The 4103-nt window shown below is 36.5% G+C and carries 4 protein-coding genes; all 4 read right to left on the bottom strand.

What is annotated here, in order from left to right:
- Positions 1-156: 156 nt before the first annotated feature.
- Positions 157-2337 (bottom strand): S8 family serine peptidase, encoded by a 2181-nt coding sequence (locus DXB73_RS14265; protein ID WP_182448372.1) that lies wholly within the window; start codon positions 2335-2337, stop codon positions 157-159.
- 85 nt (positions 2338-2422) lie between these two features.
- Entirely contained in the window at positions 2423-2575 is a 153-nt protein-coding gene (locus DXB73_RS14260) for a cyclic lactone autoinducer peptide (RefSeq protein WP_118691570.1), read from the bottom strand.
- A gap of 121 nt (positions 2576-2696) precedes the next feature.
- Positions 2697-3275 (bottom strand): accessory gene regulator B family protein, encoded by a 579-nt coding sequence (locus tag DXB73_RS14255; protein WP_118691569.1) that lies wholly within the window; start codon positions 3273-3275, stop codon positions 2697-2699.
- 300 nt (positions 3276-3575) lie between these two features.
- Positions 3576-4103, bottom strand: a 528-nt coding sequence (locus tag DXB73_RS14250) for a leucine-rich repeat domain-containing protein (RefSeq protein WP_147354912.1), incomplete at its 5' end; no start/stop codon positions are given.

Here is a 4103-nt window from a genome sequence, read left to right as displayed (position 1 = left end):
ACCTTTTTTTAACCTCATATTCCCTTCCTCCTTTTACATTATTTTTTATCTTACTATACCAAAACTTTTGACTGTTTACTTATTATTACATCAAATCTCACTTTCACCGTCAATATATTTCGGAGAATCTTAAGAATTCTTAAGAATAATCATCCTTTAATTATGAGATAACCGTGACCAGTCGGATGTATTATATGTATTATTTTTTCCTGTCGAATAATCCGCATAACGATATCCCGCATCCTGCACATTTTGTGTCAATTTTAATAATTTATAATTATAAATAGATGCATATGTCTGGTTCCCTTTCTTTTTCAATTCATATGGACAAAATACAAATATGCTAAAGTTCGCCTTGTTGTTATAATAATTTAACAGTTTTCCTGTTGCGACCTGTGTAGCAACACTATATCTCTTTGCCATATATGTAATACTGTCTGTATAATAGTCGTTCGCCCGCTTCTTACTAACCTTGTCATTCTTGAAATAGTTCTGACCTAAATGAGCTGTTGTTAACCCTTCTGAACTTTTTGCCTTATTTATAATCGGTGTCATGCCCTGGGCTGGTTTTACCAAATAAGGTTTTATATTATTGAGATGTTTTGCATAAATTGTATCTAATTCCTTCCCTCCATCTGTTACATCAACCATTGCTTTGTGCGCATATGTATCTCCTGCGACATGAATAGCAAGCCCCAGCAGTTGTAGTCTTCCTCGATTTACTGACACCTTAGTTCCGGTTTTACTCATATCCTGCAAATCATAATACACAGCCGCCTTCATCGCTGTTTTTAAGTCTTTAATACTACTTGCTGAATTCGTATCCCAACTACTCTTGTAGCTGTCTGCTATTTTATACAAATCATTATAATTCCGTTTGCTATTCCATGAAAGCGCTGCCTGATACAAACATTTACAAGCAGACACATAATTTGTCTTTGCTCGGGCATGAAGCACATCTGCTTTTTTGAATTCATCTCCTCCAACATCTGCATATTCGCACGCATTTTGTACAACACCTATCTCTGTTTTATTTAATGATGCCGTTTTAACATATTTATTATGATTTTTCCCACTCCAGCTAGCTTTCAGCAATTCTGGCACCTCATAATCTTCCGCACACCACTCTGCCTTCGCTACTGTCACTGCATCACCATTATATTCATCGAAGATCTGTGCTGCTTCTTTATAAGAAACAAGACGCCCACTTTCCTCACCGGTTATCCTTCTGGCAGACTGTGTTAATATTCCTCGAATATCCTGTGCTGATCTGTCTTTATTTCTCGACCATAAAGCTCCGGCTATGGCTGTCACCTGTGGAGCTGCATAACTGGTACCGGATCCCACTCCCTGAATATCCCAATATGTTGTGATCGGTATATTCTCTCCCGGTGCCATCAACTCCACCTGATCGCCTTTGGCACTAAAACTGCTGTAACTTAAATTCTCATCCACAGATCCAACTCCGATCACCTCAGAATAAGCCGCCGGATACTGTACATGTGTTCCAGCCTGTTCTCCGTTATTTCCTGCAGCAGCAATCATCAAAATCCCCTTTTCTTGCATTTGCTGAATAACCTGATGCAACACTTGGGAATTGCTGTCCATTCCAAAACTCATATTCACAATGTCAATCTGGTGGTCTATACACCACTGTAGGCCCTCCACAACACGACTGACCGGTGCCTGATTGTTTTCATCCAACACACGTACTTCTGACAATTTAATATTGTCTCCTGTTGTAATGATTCCATCTTTGGTTTCATCACTCTTTGCAAGCAGATTAGAAACTATCGTACCATGTCCCGTCTGATCGTCCACGCCCTGATCCGGGACAAAATTAACTGCGTCTTCCAATACAATATCACTTGTTTTGTCAATCCCCGAATCAAGGACTGCAACTTTCACAGTATCTTTTCCTGTTGTTATATTTTCTGCCTGAAGCGCTTTCCTGTTCCATTGTTCTGCAGCCATATGTTTAATCTGTCTATCTACCGTTTCGCTGTCGGAACTGGAAGTCATCATAGTATCTTTTTCAACAATTACATTTTTGTTTTGATCTAACTTTTCCGCCTGATCGGCAGTCAATTCAACTTTTAAAATATTATTTTGCTGTAAATTTTGTATATCTACCACATCATCACTCAACTTTGATTCATATTGATCTGCGATCTGGTCAAGTTTCGTATCTGATGGACTATATACCAGATAATCTCCAACTGCCTCTTTCGCACTGACTTTACATGAAGCGCCTATATTTATTGGCTGCACACACCCCGCCAACATTGCAACACTCATGCATACTGCTATTTTTCTCTTGATTTTTGTATAAATCATCACAAAGTCCCCTTTCATGTTATGAACATTTAGCATAATTAATGAAACTATGCTATAATGTACTTGTTTGTTTAATTGTTCTTCATTATTTTTGCTGCTCTAATAACTGTTTCATACTCTCTGGCAATTCCGGCTGGTGAAAGCAAAATCTACATGTACCCTGACTAGAGATAATTCCTACGATCAATGCACACTGTGCAATCTGTTTTCCGTACTTTCCAAAAAAACTGTTTAGCATTTGTATTCCCCCCCCTTTCTTTTGTTGCCGATATCCTAGCACACTTTTTATGATTGCGAACAAAAAACTTTTGAACGGTCGTTTTTTGCCGGTGAACGGTCAATTTTACAATTTTGTCATTTCATATGTTGCGTTTTCTGTTATCTTTTGTATTACTTTCTATTCCAAAAATCATGGAACAAAGTACTATAAACAAGGAAAAATTGATTTCTTTCACATAACATGTCAAAGAATTCCACTTTAAGATTAGTGAGATGCAGTAAATTGCAACTACATATCTGCAAGTCTTTTTCTTTTCGATCTTTCTTTGCTCACCATCTAATGGTTTATTTATACTATCAACCGGAGATAACAGAATAATAATTGCAGATATCAGTGCCATGAACCGCAGATTATCAAAGGTATCAGGAAGTCTCTCTGAGACAAATACTACAGTCAAATAGTATATTATAGATAATCCAAAACACACTTTGGCAGTGTTGGCGTGCCGACCACCACCATGACTGCGCATCGGAATTACTATTCCTAGAAAGATTAGGCCTTTCATTGCTTCTCCCAGATAAATAGAATGTAAAATTACTATTATTATAAATCCCATGATTTCTATAAATGCATTAAAACAATATTGGTATAGTTCCACCTCTTCTTTCCCAATAACGTTTACTTCATATAATTTTTGCGCTATAAATTCACTAAACATTTTCTCCACCCTTTATATAAATAATTTAGGAAACGGACACTGCACACAGCAGACCTTTCTTTTGTTGCCGATATCCTAGCACACTTTTTATAATTACGACCAAAAAACTTTTGAACGGTCGTTTTTTGCCGGTGAACGGTCAATGTTAAACCCTATTGCACAAATAATCACAACCTCAAAAACCGGACGCTGTCTATCAGCGCCCGGTTCATCAATTCTAAAATGTTGTTTCTTTTATTTATACGCTTATACTACCTGCCATGTACTTTCACTATAATTACTCTATCTTATATAATGACTTCATTTCGCCAACTTATATTTAATATGATATTTCTTGGCATATTTGTGCGCATAACTTCCCTTCTTCACATATAAAGTAAGTTTTTTGCATCCACGAAAAGCTGTTTTGTCTATCTTTTTAACGGATTTAGGAATTGTTAGTTTACGAAGGCTTTTGCAGTTACGAAACGTATTTATTCCTATATAGGTACATTTCTTAGGTATATTTACTTTCCGCAATTTTACACATCCGCTAAACATTCCATAGTTTAATTTTGTTATACCATTATATAGCTTCACAGTTTTCAAAGAGCGGCAATCCGAAAACATCTCATTGTTGATATATTCCGGTAACATTGCATGCCATATCCTTTTATTGATACGGAAACCAGCACCTTTTACTTCCGCATATTTTAAATCAGTACATTTTTTAAACATTGTTAATGTATAATCTGCATCTTTTGGCAATACCACCTTTTTTAAGGACTTCATGTTACGAAAAATAGCTCGATAATATTTACAGTTTTTTCCATTATAAACGAACTCCGG

Source organism: Clostridium sp. OM05-6BH (assembly GCF_003481635.1).
GTDB lineage: Bacteria > Bacillota > Clostridia > Lachnospirales > Lachnospiraceae > Butyribacter.
The sequence above is the reverse complement of the archived record's forward strand: the minus strand, read 5'-3'. Positions and strand labels throughout refer to the sequence as shown.